The organism is Janthinobacterium rivuli, assembly GCF_009208735.1.
Taxonomy (GTDB): domain Bacteria; phylum Pseudomonadota; class Gammaproteobacteria; order Burkholderiales; family Burkholderiaceae_D; genus Janthinobacterium.
On record NZ_WFLJ01000008.1, the window covers coordinates 251,635 to 269,771 of the forward strand.

15 protein-coding genes and 1 pseudogene are annotated in these 18,137 nt (G+C 62.9%); 9 read left to right on the top strand and 7 right to left on the bottom strand.

The genetic code is table 11. The annotated features are described in order from the left end of the window. Positions 1-106: 106 nt before the first annotated feature. The gene (locus GCN78_RS13025; protein ID WP_152252090.1) at positions 107-1,024 is read left to right on the top strand and encodes a LysR family transcriptional regulator; all 918 of its coding nucleotides are present in this window, start codon (positions 107-109) and stop codon (positions 1,022-1,024) included. 18 nt (positions 1,025-1,042) lie between these two features. Here GCN78_RS13025 and GCN78_RS29665 read toward each other — a convergent pair. From GCN78_RS29665 to GCN78_RS29670, 7 genes and pseudogenes are all read right to left on the bottom strand, one after another. After that, positions 1,043-1,439 (bottom strand): annotated as a pseudogene (locus tag GCN78_RS29665) (transposase); the annotation flags it as partial. Beyond that, complete coding sequence (locus tag GCN78_RS30085; protein ID WP_152252091.1) at positions 1,382-1,978, bottom strand: TrbG/VirB9 family P-type conjugative transfer protein; 597 nt, start codon at positions 1,976-1,978, stop codon at positions 1,382-1,384. The pseudogene GCN78_RS29665 and the gene GCN78_RS30085, both read right to left, overlap by 58 nt. After that, complete coding sequence (locus tag GCN78_RS13040; protein ID WP_152252092.1) at positions 1,911-2,348, bottom strand: hypothetical protein; 438 nt, start codon at positions 2,346-2,348, stop codon at positions 1,911-1,913. Before GCN78_RS13040 ends, GCN78_RS30085 begins: the two co-directional genes overlap by 68 nt. A 50-nt stretch (positions 2,349-2,398) precedes the next feature. After that, complete coding sequence (locus GCN78_RS13045; protein WP_152252093.1) at positions 2,399-6,199, bottom strand: type VI secretion system Vgr family protein; 3,801 nt, start codon at positions 6,197-6,199, stop codon at positions 2,399-2,401. Continuing rightward, positions 6,199-6,978, bottom strand: a complete 780-nt coding sequence (icmH, locus tag GCN78_RS13050) for a type IVB secretion system protein IcmH/DotU (RefSeq protein ID WP_152252094.1) — start codon at positions 6,976-6,978, stop codon at positions 6,199-6,201. The genes GCN78_RS13045 and icmH overlap by 1 nt, the downstream gene beginning before the upstream one ends. 9 nt (positions 6,979-6,987) lie before the next feature. Beyond that, positions 6,988-8,334 (bottom strand): type VI secretion system baseplate subunit TssK, encoded by a 1,347-nt coding sequence (tssK, locus tag GCN78_RS13055; protein ID WP_152252095.1) that lies wholly within the window; start codon positions 8,332-8,334, stop codon positions 6,988-6,990. Between the two features lie 351 nt (positions 8,335-8,685). Continuing rightward, positions 8,686-8,862: a hypothetical protein gene (locus GCN78_RS29670; protein ID WP_226939612.1), complete on the bottom strand. Its 177-nt coding sequence runs from the start codon at positions 8,860-8,862 to the stop codon at positions 8,686-8,688. A 58-nt stretch (positions 8,863-8,920) separates the two neighbouring features. Here GCN78_RS29670 and GCN78_RS29675 point away from each other — a divergent pair, with 58 nt between their 5' ends. The 8 genes from GCN78_RS29675 (at position 8,921) to tssH (ending at position 18,111) form a co-directional block, all read left to right on the top strand. Continuing rightward, positions 8,921-9,274, top strand: a complete 354-nt coding sequence (locus tag GCN78_RS29675; protein ID WP_226939613.1) for a hypothetical protein — start codon at positions 8,921-8,923, stop codon at positions 9,272-9,274. Positions 9,275-9,343: 69 nt separating this feature from the next. Continuing rightward, on the top strand, positions 9,344-9,853 hold the full coding sequence (tssB, locus tag GCN78_RS13065) for a type VI secretion system contractile sheath small subunit (RefSeq protein ID WP_152252096.1): 510 nt from the start codon (positions 9,344-9,346) through the stop codon (positions 9,851-9,853). Positions 9,854-9,857: 4 nt separating this feature from the next. Beyond that, positions 9,858-11,342 carry a type VI secretion system contractile sheath large subunit gene (gene tssC, locus GCN78_RS13070; protein ID WP_152252097.1) on the top strand — a complete coding sequence of 495 codons (1,485 nt, stop codon included), beginning with the start codon at positions 9,858-9,860 and terminating at the stop codon, positions 11,340-11,342. 27 nt (positions 11,343-11,369) lie between these two features. Continuing rightward, positions 11,370-11,861, top strand: a complete 492-nt coding sequence (locus tag GCN78_RS13075) for an Hcp family type VI secretion system effector (RefSeq protein WP_152252098.1) — start codon at positions 11,370-11,372, stop codon at positions 11,859-11,861. Between the two features lie 143 nt (positions 11,862-12,004). Then, the gene (gene tssE, locus GCN78_RS13080) at positions 12,005-12,493 is read left to right on the top strand and encodes a type VI secretion system baseplate subunit TssE (protein WP_152252099.1); all 489 of its coding nucleotides are present in this window, start codon (positions 12,005-12,007) and stop codon (positions 12,491-12,493) included. 2 nt (positions 12,494-12,495) lie between these two features. Continuing rightward, positions 12,496-14,340 (top strand): type VI secretion system baseplate subunit TssF, encoded by a 1,845-nt coding sequence (tssF, locus tag GCN78_RS13085; protein ID WP_152252100.1) that lies wholly within the window; start codon positions 12,496-12,498, stop codon positions 14,338-14,340. Further along, positions 14,304-15,398: a type VI secretion system baseplate subunit TssG gene (gene tssG, locus GCN78_RS13090; protein ID WP_152252101.1), complete on the top strand. Its 1,095-nt coding sequence runs from the start codon at positions 14,304-14,306 to the stop codon at positions 15,396-15,398. Before tssF ends, tssG begins: the two co-directional genes overlap by 37 nt. 46 nt (positions 15,399-15,444) lie before the next feature. Next, entirely contained in the window at positions 15,445-18,111 is a 2,667-nt protein-coding gene (gene tssH / locus GCN78_RS13095) for a type VI secretion system ATPase TssH (RefSeq protein WP_152252102.1), read from the top strand. The last annotated feature ends 26 nt before the right edge of the window (positions 18,112-18,137 follow it).

The following is an 18,137-nucleotide window of genomic DNA, read 5'->3' on the forward strand; positions in this document are numbered from 1 at the left end:
GCGCCGCCGACGGCGGTCCATCGGACGAGACGGCATCTTAAATTCCGCCACTGTCGAGCGCTAGTATGTGAAAATGGGCGGCTTTCATACCTTAATCGGGATAATCATGCGCAATGCCCTCGACCTGAATACCGTCCGCGTTTACGTGGCGGTCGTCGATGAACAAAGCTTTGCCGGCGCGGCACGCCTGCTGACCCTGCCATCTTCCAACGTCAGCCGCCACGTCGCCTCGCTGGAACGCATGCTGGGCGTCCGCTTGCTGGAACGCAGCACCCGCCACCTGCGCATGACGGAAGCTGGCAGGCTGCTCTACGAACGCGCAAAACCCTTGCTCGACGCCTTACTCTCCACTGAGGAAGAGCTTGGCGCAGTGCAGGGTGAACTGCGCGGCACCCTAAGGATGTGCATGCCAGGCGAAGCGCCAAGGCTGCTAGCTCCTATCCTGGCCGAATTCTGTAGCCTCCATCCCGGTGTCGAGCTGGAATGCGACACGCGCCTGACCGGTCTGGAAGCTCTCCGGGAAGACATGGACCTGTCCATCGTCTTCCATCGTGGGCGCCAGGATGACAGTACCTTCATCACCCGCGAACTCGCTACGCTGCCCAGTATCGTGGTCGCGGCGCCCACACTGCTCGCCAAAACTGGAATACCGCGCCACGTGCGCGAACTTAGGTCATTGCCTTGCATTACCACCTTGAGCGCGTTAAAGGGCCAGCCCTGGCAGTTTCTCGACGCCACAGGCGAAATCGTGAAGGTAGCTGTGCGTAGCCGCTATCGTGTTAACAGTGGAGAACTGGCATTGGCGGGCGCGCGGCAAGGCATCGGCTTCGCGATAGTGGCGGCCTATCCATGCCAGGAAGATCTTGCCGCAGGCCGCTTGCAGGAGGTGCCGCTGGACCTGATCCCTGCGCCGCTGCAATTGCTTGGCGTGTACAGCCATCGGCATTCCGTGACCGCACGGGTTCGGGCTTTACTGGAATTCATGCAGGTGCGGTTGGAAGGAGTCGGGAGCGGCTCAAGATGAAAATCGAATTGAGGAACGCGCCCGAATAGCGGAACGCCTGCGCCGGCGCTGTGAAGGAACGGCCTCAAGCAGGGGAACCAGCATGCGGGAATCATGTACCTGAGTCCCTGATATGCTCTCCACCAGAGGCAGACCGCGTTGATCGACGAGCAGATGGTGCTTGCAACCGAGCTTGCCGCGGTCGGTGGGATTGGGGCCGGTATGCTGTCCGCCGAGGGGGGGATGGCACGCTGGCCGAATCGACACTGGCGCGTTCCCATTGAATCTGGTCGTATTCCCGCAAGTGCTGCAACATGGCGTCATGGATGCATTGCCACACACCGGCCTGTTGCCATGCATACAGGCGCCGCCAGCAACTCATGCCGCTGCCGCAGCCCAGTTCACGGGGAATATACTCCCAAGACAGCCGCGCATGCCGGCCAGGTCGCGTCCGAAGGTTTCCTTTCTCAAGACGGGCAGCCGGACGATGGCGGACAGGCGTTCCCTGTTGGACGGGTTTCCAGGGGCGCTCAGGTACTCGCCGGTCTGCGCGATGGTGCGTTTCTGCTTTTCCCTGCTATCGCTGGTCTGGATGGCGTCCCACTTGGCGGCCGCGTCTTCGGCATAGGTGAAGGCGATGCGCGGCATGAACTCGCTGCGGTGCGAGCGCCGGCGCAAGCGGTAGGTGCGCCTGCTGGTGGTGACGATCAGTGAGGTTTCCAGTCCCACGTCGAGCGGCTTGATGATGCGGTGCTGGACTTCGGCGGCGCCGCCGCCCGTGATGGCCGGTTCCACAGTCCAGCGCGCCGTGTCGCCGAGGTGGATGGAATTGACCTGGTCACCCCGCCTGCAGCGCGATATCGCATAGACGCGGATGCTGTACAGCACCATCCATCCCGGCCTATCTCTACTCATCTTTTTCAACGATGCGGATCTTCGCGCCGCCCTGGTAGTCCTGCAGTTCCGTTTCGCCATCGATACGTATGTTGCACTTCAATATGACCTCCACGCTGATATCGACTTTTTCGATGCGAAACGTCTCAATGTCGCTTGGATGCACGTCGATTTCCATGGAAATCGAGGCGCCTGGCGCAATCGTGGTGAATTGTGTTTTCAGCGCCGGATTGGCCAGACCGCGGCGGGCGTAGGTGACGGCGCCGGTGTCGGTATCGATGAATTTGACGATCGGGCCCGACTTGCGCAGGTAGGCGAGCGGAAAACCGATATCGCGGCTGCCATCGTTGCGGATGGTGACCAGCATGTCGATCGGCTTGCGTTGATAGACGCAGCCAGCGTCGCCCAGGCATTGCAGGGAAATGGAGAGGGGCGCGGGGGTGCTCGTCATGGTGTTTGCTTTCAATGGTAGTGCCATCAGCATGGCATAGATAAGCAGGGTCAGACAATATCGCATCGTATTTTCCTGCCGATTTTTTTGCTTAGCAATTCCTGCGCTTCAATCGCGATATTCCAGCCGTGGCGTTTCAGGATGAGCGCGCCTTCTGCATACGACATGATCGATTGCGTCAGGTCTTCCGGCGAGGTGCCGTTGACGTGACAAACGATGGGTTCGTCGAGCGTGCCGTCCGGCTTGAAATAGCGTACGGTTTCTTCGAACTCCGTGTACGAGTATTCGTCAGGCATGCCGACGCAATGCCCGAATTCATGCGCATACGTGGTCAGTTCCGTTGCCAGCGACACATTCATCACGTCGCCGGTGACGTTTTCGCGGTCATAGCGCTTGTGGATCTGCAGCGTGTAGTGCTGCTGGTCGTCGACCCAGAGGACGCGGAAAACCACGGGCAACACTTTTTGACCGCATTGCGGATCGTTGATTTCAAGCCGGAACTTGTTGTTCCAGTTGCCTTCGATGCCGGCCGTCGCGTTTTTCTGCGCCAGCGCCACCACGTTGGCGCGCTGCTTGACGCGCAGCGCCGCCGATTCCGTGCCCTTGTCGCTCTCTTCCAGCGCCTGTCCCACGGCGTCCAGTACCGTGATGGCCTTGAAACGCACTTCCACCACCACCGGACGGTCCGTTTTTGCCGGCACGTACAGCTTGAACCAGATCCTGTCCTTGTATTTGTGCGGCGTGCCGTCGTGCTGGTAAGGCTGCGCATAGCGGCCATACGAGGGACCGGCGATTTCCTTTTCGTAGTCCTCGATCCAGCAGGCCGGCAGCTTGACCAGCACTTCCTTGCGGCGCTTGTTGTCCACCGGCGTGGTGCTGGAGTCGCCGGCCGGTTTGTATTTCGGCTCCGGCGGGGTGCTGGACCTGGCTGCCGGCTGCCCTGGCGAACCTGGCACCGGCGCCGGCGCGGAAGAGGGGGCCGGTGCCGGTGCCGAACCCTGGCCGCCCACCGTTTTCAGCAGCTCGATCACCAGCGCCTCGGCGGCGGCGGCTGCAATCACATGCGTCAAGCCCTTTTCGTCGGTCATGCCGCTCTCGAAGCTGCCATCTTCGCGCTTGATGCGGTAAGGCTGGCGCGGCATCGGTTCGCCCGTGTCGCGATCCTTCAGCACGAAGCCTTCGTCGAACAGCTTGATGCGCGTGTCCGGCAGCGCCGGCAACGCGCCGGCCGCGCTGGCGCCGCCGTTGAACACATGCTGGCCGCCCTTGACCGTGAAGCTGCCGGGGCAGGTGAACGTGATATTGCCGCCTTCGAGCGTGATCGACGATTGCCCGGCCTGCAAGGTGATTTTCTGATTGGCCTTGATGTCGATGACGTCGTTGACCGAGATGACGGTGATGGCCTTGTCGGCCAGGATTTCCAGTTGCCCCGTATGCGCCTGCAGCGAGACCGGGCCGTTGCCGGCGATCGCCTGGATGCCGCCGGTGTGGCTAAACAAGCCATGTGCATTGGCCGACACGGACGAATAAGTGTGGCCGGCCGTCATGTGCAGGTCCGACTGCGTCGTCCATTGCAGCTGCTGCGCGGCGAACAGCGCGGTCGAGCCGGGCGTGGCCCAGTTGATGCTGGCCGGCGCTTCCATCAGCACCAGCGGCTGGCCGAATTTTTCCACCGGCTGGTCGGCGGCCAGCTTGCGCTCGCCGCTGCCGGCCTTCAGCGCTTCCTGTCCGCCCACGCCGGCCTGGTATTTGCCGTCCTGCTGCGGGTCGATCTGCTTGATCAGCTCCAGCTGGGCCTGTTGCGCGTCCTGGCTGAACAGCGCCGTTTGCTGTTGGGCCGCCTCGGCCAGCGATTTGTTCAGTTCGGCCGCGCCTTTCAGCTGGCCCAACGCTTCCGTGGTGTCGAGCTGGGTCGAGGCCACGCCCGTACCGGTCTGTGCGCGGGCGGTGGTCGAGATGAGCACGCCTTCGCCGCCGCGCAGCACGGCCCAGGCATCCGTGCGCAGTTCGAAGCCGCTGCCGCGGAAACCGCCGCGCTGCGCCGTGCCCACGCCTTGCTGCACCAGGTAGCCGAGGTTCAGCTGGGTGGCCGCGCTGCTGGTCGCCAGGCGGGTGCGCAACTGGCCTGGCGTGTCGTCGATCACCCACTGGTTGTAGCCGCCGCCATCGAAATTGTGGCTGTGGATGCCGGAGATGACTCCCGCGTGATTGACGCCTGAATCGATGCCGGCCGCGTACGGCGGCGCATCGCTGCCAGTGTAGAGTTGGGCCACCACCAACGGGCGGTCGATGTCGCCTTCGATGAAATCGACCAGCACTTCGGTGCCGATGCGCGGTGTAAATTGCGAGCCCCAGTTCGGGCCGGCCAGCGCCTCGGCCACGCGCACCCAGGTGCCCGATGCTTCGTTGCCGGGCGCATTGCCCTGTTGATCGGTGTTGTGCGTCATGCCGCCCGGATTGGTGGCGCCGCCGCGCTGCCAGGCGAACTGGATGCGTACCTGATGGTCTCGTCCGGTGGTCGCCACGCTGTCGGGCAGGCCGACCACCAGCGCCGTTTGCGGCCCCAGCGCGCTGCCGGCCTGGCGCGCGGCCGTGGCGGGCGGTACGATGGCCACGCTGCTGCGCGCGCAGGCAAAGGTGTTGCGGTAGGTGCCGGCCTCGAGCTGGCCATCGAGCAGGCTGGCGACGTCGCCCGGGCTGGCCATTGCCGACAGTTTCGACAGGACGGCCTTCAGCGCGCCGCCGGTCGGTCCCAGGTTGTTGCGTGCCTGGTGCTCGACCCACAGCACGGTGAACTGGTTGGCGCCATCGGCATACTGTGCGTGCTGCTGCAGGTAGAAGGCGTGGCCGGCCGCCATGCGGCGCACCGCGCCACCGCCCGTGAATTGCTTGTTCTCCAGTTCCAGCGCCTGCAGCATGCGCAGGCCGTGCGGATCGGCCGCCGTGCTGTCGGCATGGCGCCGTTCGCCGGAGCCGTCGTACAGGGGCAGGGACGGCAGCTCGCCCGCCTCGAGGCTCGAGCTGTGTTCGGCGGCTGGCGCCGCCAATTGATGCGGATCCCAGCTGCTGATGCCGACCGCATTGGGCCGCACCTGGCGCCGCGCGCTGAAGCTGTCGATGGCGTCATCGGTATCGCTGGCGCGCACGCCATGAAAGCGCAGGCCAGCCACGCCCGGCGTCGCCGGCGCGACCGCCTTGCTGTCGAAAATCACCAGCTTGTGCTTTGCCTGCCGCGCATTCTGTTGGTCGCCTTGTTGCGCCGCGCTATCCTCCTGCTCGTGCTCGAAGCGCCAGTTCAGGCCTTCGAAGGCGAGCACGCGGACCAGGAAGGCCAGGTCGCTTTCGCGGTATTGGGTCCAGACCGGGCGGGGCGCCAACTCCTGGCTGACATCGAATTCGAAGCGCACTTGCGGATAGTCGCTCAGCAGCTCCGTGACGAGGTCGCGCGCGTTCTTGTCCTGAAAGATATAGCTGTCGCGGCGCAAGCCCAGCAAGGCCAGGGCGGGCTCGAGGCGCAGCCGGTAGCGTGCCACGCCGCCGTCGGCGCCGGCAAAGGCGCAGTCGGTGCACAGTCCGTGCCAGGCGCGCCAACTGCCGTCGGGCTGCAGCAGCTTGAGCGTGATTTCCTCGCCGAGAAAGCTGGCCAGGTCCAGGCTGGCCGCCGTGCTCAAGGCGTCGACCTCGAAGCGGAACAGTTCGTTGATCGCCTCGCGGCCCGTCATTTGCTCGGCCATCAGCGATTCGGGCAGGCCCGATGCCTGCGCCGTCGCCAGCGTGATCAGCCGCGCATGCTGGGACAGGCCGGTGCCGAATACGTCCAGGGCAGCTTCTGTCGTTGCCAGGCCGCTCATTACGGCAAGGTGATCGTCAGGTTGGCCGTGCGCGGCGCCAGCTTGACGATATCGCTGTACGCGTTCATCTGCTTTTCAGTGTTTTTGGCCAGCATGGTACGCAGGCCCAGGTAGCCCAGCGCGCAGATCAGCGCGAATACCGAGCACAGCACCCACAGCGGCACGTCATGGCGCAATTTGTGCGCAATCTGGTCGGGGCGTTCCGCATGGGGCGCAAAGCCCGCTTTCTTGCCCTTCATCTGGGCGATCTCGTCACCCAGGCGGGCCGTCAGGTATGCCAGTTTTTCCGAGCCTTCGAGGATGTAGCGCCCCTGGAAGCCAAGCAGCAGGCACATGTGGAACACTTCCAGCGCCTGCAGGTGCGCGCTGCCGCGCGCGCGCAGCGCTTCGAGGCGGATGAAAAAGTTCTCGCCGGCCAGCTGGTCGCCGAAGAGCACCAGTTGCAGCGGGCGGCGCGCCCAGTCGTCGCGGATGGCATATGGCGAGCGCAGGATGATTTCATCGACAGCCGCGCAAAATGCATACTTGGCGGCATCGATATCATCGGCCGAGGCGCCATGTTTTTTTGCCGCGTGCCCGAATTCGTCGAGAAACTGCGTCATCTTTCGGATGAAGTCGGCATTGTCTTGCGGGCCGCTGCCGTTTTTCAGCATGAACAGCGCATAGAAACCGTCGTACATCAGGTCCGTCAGCGTGTGTTCGGTACCTGGGCCGGCCGGTACGCTCGATGCGTACGCGGCGGAGCCGCCGGACATCAGGGAGGGGGCGTTTGCATTCATCGTTGATCTTCAGGAAGTGATGGCGACAAGTTCAAGTTTCAGATCCCGCATGCCGGACGGAACGTAGATCGAGATCGATTGGGCCTGCAGCATGCGATCGTACATCTGGCCCTTTGCTTCGATGGTGAAGTAATACGTATCTGGGCGTACCGGCACGGCGGCCGGCACTTGCGGCGTGTGTTGCAGGCGCACGCCGGGCAGGGCCGACAGCACGAACTTTTCCACGTCATCGGGCGCGCCGATCTTGAAGCGCAGCGGCACCACGTCCACCAGTTCCACGCCCGGCATGTCGGCCGATACACCCAGGTAGAACGCGGTCTTGTCGTCGATCTTGCCCGAATCGAGCTTGCCGTGATGGTATGAGGGCTTGACTTCGGTCAGCGCGATGGCGAAATACTTCGACGAAATCACCGTGTCGAGCAGTTCGCGGATGATCGCGTGCAGGCGCGCGAATGATGGTCCCGGATCGGCGTGCTGGTAGGCCGGCAGGTCGGCCAGCGCATGGGTTTTGGAGAACGTCATCAGTGCGCCGGCCAGCGCCAGCAGGGCCTCGTACAGGCGCTCCGGGTGCAGCGCCGGATGATGGAAATAATGACTGAGCGAGGCGAATGCCGAACTGGCCGTGTGCAGCAGCCAGAATGAGGACATGTCGCCGGAACGAAATTCGATCACATTCTTGCTCGGTTCGCGATGGTGGCCGTACAGGGCGTTGACCTTTGCCTGCAGCGCATCGATCAGGCGGCGCAGTTGCAGGAACAGCAGCGGCGCGCTGCGGATCGACAAGCTCGGCGGCACGAACGACGGGTCCGGCTCGAAGCCCCCGGTCGACAGGCGCCGCAGGCGCAGCAGCGGAAAATTCACATATGAATCGCGCGGTTCCGATTCGGCCACCAGGCGCAGCGATTTTTGCAGGTAGGCCAGTTCGGCCTGCGCTGCATGGGTGTACAGGTCGGGCGTTTCCAGGTTGGCCTGGCCATAGCGCGCCGCGCTGTTGGGCTGGTCGGGCGCGGCAAAGTTGCCGCCGAAATGCTTGAAGGCGGGCAGGGCGGCATAGAACGTGACGGTTTGCTGCGATTGCAGCAGCTTGCTCAGGTCCAGGGCATCGGGCAATTCATCGGCGCCAGGAGCGTTGTAGATTTCGCCGTCCTGGAACACCAGCGACAGTTCCAGCAGCCGCAGCGTGTTGTTGCCCAGCGCATCGCGGTCGATCTGCACGTGGTTGACACCCCAGGCGTAGGGATGCAGCGCCTTGATGCTTTCGTGCAGGCGATGTTCATGGTACTGGTCTTGCTGCTGGAAGTGCTGGGGGCGCAGAAACAGGCCTTCACCCCATAACAATTTGCTGGTAATGCTCATCGATTGCCCTTTTTTCCGAGGAAATAAAAGCGCGGAGAACGCTGGCGCTCCCGGGCTCTTTTGACGCGCGATCGCCGTCTTTCCGAAGCGGCCGATCATTCATTTCATGCAACAAAAAATCATGTGCTTTTTTCGCAACTGCAACAACATTAACATTATCTGAAAGAAAGGTGCGTACGGTACGTTTCCCGCATGGCGCGTGCGTTTGCGGCCGATCGGATTGTGAGTTTTCGCGTATTTTCTATTGAACGGAGTCAATATTCAATCCGTGTTAGTCTCGCAAAAATAAGAATTTAGCAACTATAAATTGCAACATTTTTTCATGACCGCGTCATCTTTTTTTGAGGGAAATCAGACCATGTCTCGCCAGTTCACATTCCATTTATTTGCCGCGGTTGCGTGCGCATTGACGCTCAGTGCCTGCAGCACCGCACCTGCGGTCAAGACCGCACCGCCGCCGCCTTCGCTTGACGAACTGATGGCAAAGGCGACCCAGGCCGCCAGTTCGGGCAACAACGAAGCGGCCATGGGGTTGTGGAAACAAGCCGCTGATGCATTTCCAGCCGATAAGAATCCATGGACCCGCATGGCCCAGACCCGTTATGAGGCGGGCCAGTACGGCGACGCCATCATCAGCGCCCAGGAAGTGCTGGTGCGCGACCCTGCCGACAAGCTGGCCAACAGCGTCATTGCCATCAGCGGATTGCGCCTGTCGACGCGCGCATTGGCTGACCTGAGCCGCCAAAACAACCTGTCCGGCCCGCTGCGCACCGAATCGCAGGATCTGGCCAAGCTGCTGCGCGAAAGCCTGGGTGAAACCGTGCTGGTACCTGCGCCGACCGCCGCACAGGGGCGCGACAAACCGCCGGCGCGTCCATCGCGCAAGGTGCAGGGGAAGGCTGCCGAAAGCAGCGCGAATCCCTTCGATGGCTTGAAGTGACACTGAGGCAGCAAACAATCTACCAGGGGCATCGCGGATGCCACCGATTACTCGTGAAGGAATGATGTCATGTCAAAAAAAGAAAGTGTGCAAAAACGCCTGCAAAAGGTCCGTCCGCCGCGCGTGCAGATGACGTATGACGTGGAAATCGGCGATGCGATTGAAAACAAGGAACTGCCCTTCGTGATGGGCGTCGTGGGTGACTTCGGCGGCAACTCCGAAGTCGAGCAAAAACGCCTGAAGGACCGCAAGTTCGTCGGCATCGACCGCGACAATTTCGACGAAGTGCTCAAGGGTGTCGAGCCGCGCGCCGCGTTTGGCGTGAGCAATGAGCTGAGTGACGAGGGCGGCCAGATGCGGGTCGACCTGCGTTTCAAGTCGCTCAACGATTTCCGTCCCGAGGCGGTGGTGGAACAGGTGGCGCCGCTGCGCCGGCTGCTCGAAGCGCGCACCAAGCTGGCCGACTTGCGCAACAAGCTGGCCGGCAACGACAAACTGGAAGATATCCTCAACGACGTGCTCAACAGCACCGAAAAGTTGGCCCAGCTGGAACAGCAATCCACTGTCAAGAAAGACTGATCCCATGTCCGCTCAACTGACCCCCGCGTCCGGCGCCGCCGCGACCGCCGATATCGGCCTGCTCGACCAGATCGTCGAACAAAGCAAGGTTGCCAAATCCAGCGTCGAGCATGCGCGCGCCAAGGATCTGATTTCAGAACTGGTCAGCCAGGTGATGGAAGGCACCGTGGTGGTGTCGGACAACCTGGCGGCCACCATCGATGCGCGCGTTGCCGAGCTCGACAGACTCATTTCCCGGCAGCTCAGCGTCATCATGCATGCGCCCGAATTCCAGAAGCTGGAAAGCAGCTGGACCGGCCTGCATCACCTGGTCGACAACACGCCCACCGGCACCAACCTGAAGATCAAGTTGCTCAATGCCACCAAGCGCGAGCTGGTGCGCGATTTCCAGAGCGCGCTGGAATTCGATCAGTCGACCATGTTCAAGAAAGTGTATGAAGAAGAGTTCGGCACTTTCGGCGGCGCTCCGTTCGGCGCGCTGCTGGGCGATTTCGAATTCACGCGCCAGCCCGAAGACATGTATTTCATCGAGCAGATGTCGCACGTGGCCGCCGCAGCCCACGCGCCCTTCATTTCGGCCGCATCGCCCGAGCTGTTCGGCCTTGAAAGCTATGCCGACCTCGGCAAGCCACGCGACCTGGCCAAGGTGTTCGACACGGTCGAATACGCGAAGTGGAAGTCGTTCCGCGAATCGGAAGATGCGCGCTACGTCGGCCTGACCTTGCCGCGCTTCCTGGGGCGGCTGCCGTTCAATCCGGCCGATGGCGCCACCGTCGACGGCTTCAATTACGTCGAGGATGTCGATGGCACCGACCACCAGAAATACCTGTGGTGCAATGCCGCCTATGCCTTCGGCACCAAGCTGACGGCGGCCTTCGACGACTACGGCTGGTGCGCGGCGATCCGCGGCGTGGAAGGCGGCGGCCTGGTCGAGGATTTGCCGACCCATACCTTCAAGACCGATGAGGGCGAAGTGGCGCTGAAATGCCCGACCGAGATTGCGATTACCGACCGGCGCGAAAAGGAATTGAGCGACCTGGGTTTCATTTCGCTGGTGCATTGCAAAAATACGGATTACGCGGCGTTCTTCGGCGCCCAGTCGGCGCAGAAAGCCAAGAAATACAACACCGATTCCGCCAACGCCAATGCGGTGCTGTCGTCGCAGCTGCAATACATCTTTGCCGTCTCGCGCATCGCCCACTACATGAAGGCGATGATGCGCGACAAGATCGGCAGCTTTGCCGCCGCCTCCAACGTGGAAGACTTCCTCAACCGCTGGCTGATGCAATACGTGTTGCTCGACGATAACGCCAGCCAGGAGCAGAAGGCCCAGTTTCCGCTGCGCGAAGCGTCGGTGCAGGTGTCGGAAGTGCCGGGCCGTCCGGGCGTCTATCGCGCCGTGTCCTTCCTGCGTCCCCATTTCCAGCTCGACGAGCTGTCCGTTTCACTCCGTTTGGTCGCGGAGCTGCCGCAATCGACCAAATCCTGATTTTTTTAAACAACCGAAAGGAATGACATGGCAATCGACGTTTACTTGCAAATTGATGGTATCAAAGGCGAATCCACCGACACCACCCACAAAGATTGGATCGAATGCAAGTCGGTCCAGTGGGAAGTGCTGCAGCCGAAGTCCGCCACCGCCTCGACCGGCGGCGGCCATACCGCCGAGCGTACCGAACACAAGGATATCGTCGTCGCCAAGCTGGCCGACCTCGCCACGCCGTTGCTGCTGCAAAATTGCTCATCCGGTAAAACGATCCCGAAAGCCAAGTTCGAATTCCTGCGCGCGGATGGCCAGGGCGAGCGCATCAAGTACTTCGAGATCGAGCTGGAAAACGTGCTGATCAGCAGTGTGGCACCGTCCGTCGCCCCTGGCGATATCCTCGGCGAAAACCTGTCGATCAAGTATTCCAAGGTCAAGTGGAAATACACGCAGCAAAAAGTCGGTGGTGGTTCTGGCGGCAATACCTCCGGCGGTTGGGATCTGTCGGCCAACAAGACGATTTGATCGACAACGGCCTGCCGGCTGAGGCCATTCCGGCCAGCCGCCGGCGGTGACGCCGGCTTGTGCCCGCGTGACTGATTTTCTGGATCAAAGGGCCGCCGCAGGCCGCCCTTTTGTTCCTTCCTACCGCCAACCACAGGATACCAATGAAGGGTTTTACGCCAGGATTGTTCGACCGTCTGATGGACACGCCTGTCCAGGGCGCTTCCAGTGGCACCGTCTCGCGCCTGTCGCTGGAAGACTTGAAAGACACCGTGGCGCGCGACCTGGAGGCGCTGCTCAACACGCGCACCGTGATACCGGAAGCGCTGCTGAAAAAATTTCCCGAATGCGGCCGCTCGATTGTCACCTACGGCCTGAATGATTTCGCCGGCCTGAGCTTGTCGAGCTCCGACGACCGCGCGCATATCTGCCAGTGCCTGGAAAAGGCCATCGCGCGCCATGAGCCGCGCCTGCGCAGCGTGCGCGCATCGCTGGAGATCCAGGAAGGCTCGATCAACCGCCTCAATTTCGCCATCACCGCGCTGCTGGTGGTGCACTCGGCCCAGGAACCCGTCAACTTCGACGCCATCTTGCAGCCATCCAGCCTGCATTACACGATCAGCAAGGCGCGCCGCGCCGCGCAAGGAGCCTGAATTTGGAAGAGTTATTGCCGTATTACGAACGTGAACTGGGTTTCCTGCGCCGCTATTCGCGCGAGTTTTCCGAACGCTACCCGAAGATCGCAGGACGGCTGCTGATCGGCGGCGAAGTCTGCGAAGACCCGCATATCGAACGCATGATCCAGTCCTTCGCGCTGCTCAATTCGCGCATCTCGAAGCGCCTCGACGACGATTATCCGGAGTTCACCGAAGCGCTGTTCGAAGTACTGTATCCGCATTACCTGCGGCCGTTTCCATCCTGCTCGATCGCGCGCCTCGACTACAGCGGCGCGGCGGCGCAGCTGACGGCCGCCACCGAGATTGCGCGCGGCACCGAGCTGGCGACGCGCGCCGTCAATGGCGTCGCCTGCACCTTCCGCACCGCGTATCCGGTCACCGTGGCGCCGCTGGCGCTGACGCATGCGGCGTTTGCCGCCATCATCGACGCGCCCGAGCACCTGCAGCTGCCGCCCAACGCCACCTCCAGCGTCAGCATCGTCATCGAAGCGACCGCCGAGCAGATCAGCCTGGCGCAACTGGGCGTGGCGAAGCTGCGCGTGTTCATCGAGGGCGAACCCTCATTTTGCGCGGCGCTGCGCGACGCGCTGTTCATGCGCACGCTCAAGGCCTATGTGGAAGCGGACGACAGCGGCCGCTGGAGCGCGTTGGCGCAGATTCCTGTCAGCCCCGCCGGCTATGCCGAGGACGATGCGCTGATCCCGTTTTCGGCCCGTTCGCATCCGGCCTACCGGCTGCTGACCGAATACTTCTGCTTTCCCGAAAAATTCAATTTTTTCGACATCGACCTGGCCGCGCTGTGCGCGCCGCTGCCGTCCGGCTGCCGGCGCATCACCTTGCACCTGGCCCTGGCCGGCCTGCGCACCGATTCGAATACGGCGCGCATGCTGGGCACCATGTCGACCAATAACCTGCTGCTGGGCTGCACGCCGGTGGTCAACCTGTTCCGCCAGCGCGGCGAGCCGATACGGCTGACGCACACGGCCGCCAGCTATCCGGTGCTGGCCGATGCGCGCCGCGCCTACGCCTTCGAGGTGCAGGCCATCGAGTCGGTCAAACTGGTGCGCCAAACCCCGCAAGGGGAGTCGATCACCGAATTTCGCCCCTTCTATTCGCTGCGCCACGGCCAGACGCCGGCCAAGGATGGCCATTACTGGGTGATGCGGCGCGATGACACCATCAGCGAAAAAAGCCCCGGCTACGAGACCGAGATTTCCATCGTCGACATCGATTTCGATCCGGCCGCGATTGAAACCGATACCCTCAGCCTGGAGCTGAGCTGCACCAACCGCGACCTGCCGGCGCAACTCACCTACGGCCTGCGCGGCGGTGACCTGTTCCTGGAAGGCGGTTCCAGCGTGCGCAGCATCAGTTTCCTGCGCAAGCCGACCGAATCGCAGCGCTTCGAGCGGGGCCGCGGCGCGCACTGGCGCCTGATCTCGCACCTGTCGTTGAACCATCTGTCGCTGTCGGGCAGCGGCCTGGAAGCATTCCAGGAAATGCTGACCCTGTATGACTTGCCACGTTCGGCGACCTCGCAGCGGCAGATCAGCGGCATTGCGGCAATCGAGCACAAGGCGGCCAATGCCTGGCTGCCGGGCAATCCCTTCGCCTGCCTGGTGCGCGGCATCGAGGTGCGGCTGACGCTCGATGAGGAAGCCTTCGTCGGCAGCGGCATCCACGCGTTCGCCCATATCGTCGAGTGTTTTCTCGGCCTGTACGTGCATGCCAACAGCTTCACGCAACTGGTGGTGCTGTCGAAAAAATCGGGAGAGGAGTTGTTGCGATGCAAACCACGCAGCGGCGATTTGAGCCTAGTGTAATCGAGCGGATGTTCGCCGAGCCGTACCGATTCCAATACTTCCAGGCGGTGCGCATGCTCGAACTGTGGCTGTTCCGCAACGGCATGGCGCACGAGGGCGCGGTGGCCAACTTCCTGCGCTTTCAAAATTCGCTGTCGCTCAATTTCGCTCCCAGCCAGCTCGAAGCGGTGCAGACCGAACCGTGCGAGCTGGGCGCCCTGGCCGCCGATATGCGCGCGCTGGGCCAGGCCGTGCGGCGCGGCGAACTGAAATACATCCGCATCACGCCAGCCTTCATGGGCTTTCTCGGCGTGGCCGGTGCGCTGCCGGCCCATTACACCGAACGCATCGCCGCGCACCAGCTGTATGAAAAGGACGAGGGTCCGCGGGCATTTCTCGACACCTTTTCCAGCCGCGCGCTGGCGCTGTTCTACGAAGCGTGGCGCAAGTACCGGCTGGAGCTGAAATACCAGCTCGACGGCAGGGACAAGTTCCTGCCGCTGCTGCTGTCGCTGGCGGGACTGGGCAACGAGTCGCTGCGCCGGCGCCTGTACGACGACGGCAATGGCGTGCTCGATGAGTCGGTGGGCTTTTTTGCCGCCGCCATGCGGCACCGGCCGCCATCGGCGGTGGCCATCGGGCAAGTCTTGTCCGCGTATTTCGGCCAGTCCATCAAGGTGACGCAGTTTGTCGGCTGCTGGTATGACGTACCGCGCGACCAGCAAAGCAGCCTGGGTGGCATGAACGCGATGCTGGGCTCGACCGCGCTGGTCGGCGAACGCGTCTGGCAACGCGACCTGCGCATGCGGCTGGTGGTCGGCCCGCTGGCGCGCAGCCACTTTGACGCCTTCCTGCCGGGCGGCGCCGCGGCGCGCGCGCTGGAGAAAATGCTCACCATGTTTACCGGCGTGTGCCTCGAATACGAAGTCCAGCTGGTGCTGCGCGCCGCCGACGTGCATGGCGTCACGCTGGAACAGCCGCGCAGCGGCGGGCGTCTCGGCTGGGACAGTTTCCTGATCACCGCCGGCGCCGCACAGGACCGCGGCGACGTGCGCTACGCACTGCATGCGCTGGCATGAACCATCTTCTTCTTTCATCCGTTTCCCCCACAAGGACTTTCGCCCCATGAGCATCAACCTCAAGACGCTGATCAGCAAGCTCAATGACACCAGCCGCACCGCCGCCACCCGCGCCGCCGGCATCTGCGTCGGCCTCGGACAGTACGAGGTCGACCTGGAACACCTGTTTCTGGCCCTGCTGGAACAGCCGGCCAGCGACTTTGCGCTGATCGCCCGCCATAGCGGCATCAGCGTCAGCATGCTCGAAGCGGACTTGCAGGCGGAAGTGGCGCGCCTGCAGACGGGCAATGCGCGCACCCCCGTGTTTTCGTCCAGGCTGCCGAAGCTGTTTGAAAACGCCTGGCTGATCGCGTCGCTCGACGTGCAGGCCGGCCGCCAGACCAGCATCCGCAGCGCCCATCTGTTGCAGGCCCTGCTGACCGACCCGGAATTGGCGCAGCTGGCTTACCGCGGCTCGAAGCTGTTCAACAAATTCAAGCTCGACGACCTGAAGTACAACCTCGACAAGATCACGCAAGGCTCGCAGGAGGCGGCAGGGGCTCCGGCTGCCGATGGCGAGGACGGGGAGGGCGGCGATCCGGTCGGCGAGCTGGCGGGGCGCGCGGCCGCATCGAAAACCCCGGCGCTGGACCAGTTCACCACCAACCTGACGGCGCGCGCGCGCGACGGCAAGGTCGACCCGGTGATCGGGCGCGATGCCGAGATCCGCCAGGCGATCGATATCCTGATGCGCCGGCGCCAGAACAATCCCATCCTGACGGGCGAGGCCGGCGTGGGCAAGACGGCCGTGGTCGAAGGGCTGGCCCTGCGCATCGCGCAGGACGACGTGCCCGATGTGCTGAAGGGCGTCGAGATCCATACGCTGGACATGGGCCTGCTGCAGGCCGGCGCCAGCGTCAAGGGCGAGTTCGAGAACCGCCTGAAAAACGTCATCGACGAAGTCAAGAAAAGCCCGCACGCCATCATCCTCTTCATCGACGAAGCGCATACCATGATCGGCGCCGGCGGCACGGCCGGCCAGAATGACGCGGCCAACCTGCTCAAGCCGGCCTTGGCGCGCGGCGAGCTGCGCACGATCGCCGCCACCACCTGGGGCGAATACAAGAAGTATTTTGAAAAGGACGCCGCGCTGGCGCGCCGCTTTCAGGTCGTCAAGATCGAGGAACCGAGCGAGGAACTGGCCTGCGCCATGTTGCGCGGCATGGCGCCGTTGATGGAGCAGCATTTCAATGTGCGCATCTACGACGAAGCCATCACCGAGGCGGTACGGCTGTCGCATCGTTATATCATGGGCCGTCAGCTGCCCGACAAGGCCATCAGCGTGCTCGATACGGCCTGCGCCAAGGTGGCGCTGGGCCAGAACGCGACGCCGGCCCTGCTGGAAAATCTGGTCAAAAAGCTCGACCGCATCGACGCCGAAGTGGCGACGCTGGAACGCGAGGAAAAGAGCGGTGGGAGTCATCCGGTGCGCCTGAAGGATTTGCGTGCGCGGCGCAGCGCCGCCGCCGGCGAGCATGCGGCGCTGGCCGCGCGCTGGGAAAGCGAAAAGGCCCTGACTGGACAGATCAAGGCGGCACGCCAGGACCTGGAAAGCGCCGGCGCCGGCACGAAAGCGGACGCCAGCCAGGCAGGCGACCTGCAAGCCTTGCTCAAGGACTTGCGCGCGCTGCAGGGCGAAACGCCGATGGTGCCGGTGCAGGTCGACGGCCACGTGGTGGCGGAAATCGTCGCCGGCTGGACCGGCATCCCGCTTGGCAAGATGGTCAAGGATGAAATCCGCACCGTGCTGAAACTGAAGGACATGCTGGAAGAGCGCGTGCTGGGCCAGTCGCATGCTATCGAGGTGGTGGCGCAGCGCGTGCGCACCTCGCGCGCCAACCTGGACGACCCGAACAAGCCGAAGGGCGTGTTCCTGTTCGTCGGGCCGTCCGGCGTGGGCAAGACCGAAACGGCGCTGGCGCTGGCCGACGTGCTGTATGGCGGCGAGCGCAAGCTGATCACCATCAACATGAGCGAATACCAGGAAGCGCACAGCGTGTCGGGCTTGAAAGGTTCGCCGCCCGGCTATGTCGGCTACGGCGAAGGCGGCGTGCTGACCGAGGCGGTGCGGCGCAATCCGTACAGCGTGGTGCTGCTCGACGAAGTGGAAAAGGCCCACCCGGACGTGCTCGAACTGTTCTTCCAGGTCTTCGACAAGGGCGTGATGGAGGATGCCGAAGGGCGCGAGATCGACTTTAAAAACACCATCATCATCCTGACCTCGAACGTCGGTTCGGGTATCCTGATGCAGGCCTGCCTAAATGTGGCGGCGGCGGACCTGCCGACGCCGGAACAGCTGGAGGAAAAGCTCCGTCCGCAACTCGTGAAGACCTTCAAGCCGGCGTTCCTGGGACGCTTGAAAGTGATCCCGTTCTATCCGATCGCGGACGAGGTGCTGGTCAATATCATCGGCCTGAAACTGGGCAAGATCGCCCGGCGCATCGCGGCCAACCACAAGGCCGAATTCAGCCACGACGAAGCGCTGGTCGAGGCCGTGCTGGCGCGCTGCACCGAAGTCGATTCGGGGGCGCGCAATGTCGACAATATCCTCAACGGCACCGTGCTGCCCGAGATCGCCGAGTCGGTGCTGGCCAAGATGGCCGAAGGGGCGGCGATCACGAAGATCAAGGTCAGCGCCAGCAAGCAGGGGCAGTTCAAGTACACCATCAAGTAAGCATGCGCACGCGAAGCAATCTGGCT